The organism is Methylobacterium sp. J-026 (genome assembly GCF_022829585.1).
GTDB lineage: Bacteria > Pseudomonadota > Alphaproteobacteria > Rhizobiales > Beijerinckiaceae > Methylobacterium.
Window position 1 is genome coordinate 1 of record NZ_JAKSYC010000301.1, and the last position, 341, is coordinate 341.

General features: G+C 63.3%; 1 pseudogene. It reads right to left on the reverse strand.

Going from position 1 to position 341, the window contains the following annotated elements:
- Window positions 1–260 (reverse strand): annotated as a pseudogene (locus MKK69_RS25610) (Crp/Fnr family transcriptional regulator); the annotation flags it as partial.
- Window positions 261–341: the final 81 nt, after the last annotated feature.

Sequence of the window (341 nt, forward strand, 5' to 3'; positions counted from 1 at the left end):
GCCAGACCGACCGCCTCCTGCTTCAGGTACAATTCGCATAAGAGGTGCGCCAAGTGCTCGAATGCCGGGCGGCGCCCCATGGCGACCAACCATTCCCGGAAGATCGCCGCGTCGATCAGAGTGTCACGCCAGAGCGTGGCCGCGATACCCGGGAAGCGGTTCGTGAGGTTGTGCATGCTTCCATGCGGGATGAACGCGACCGTTGCCCGGGTCATCGTCCCGAGGTTTTGGTCCATCAGTGGGATGGTCAGGCTCTGCAAATCCGGTATGTCGCGCGGACTGTGGAACGTGCAGATCTGGCGTGTTCCCCCGCCTCGGCATGTGTAGGGGTAGGGCCAGCC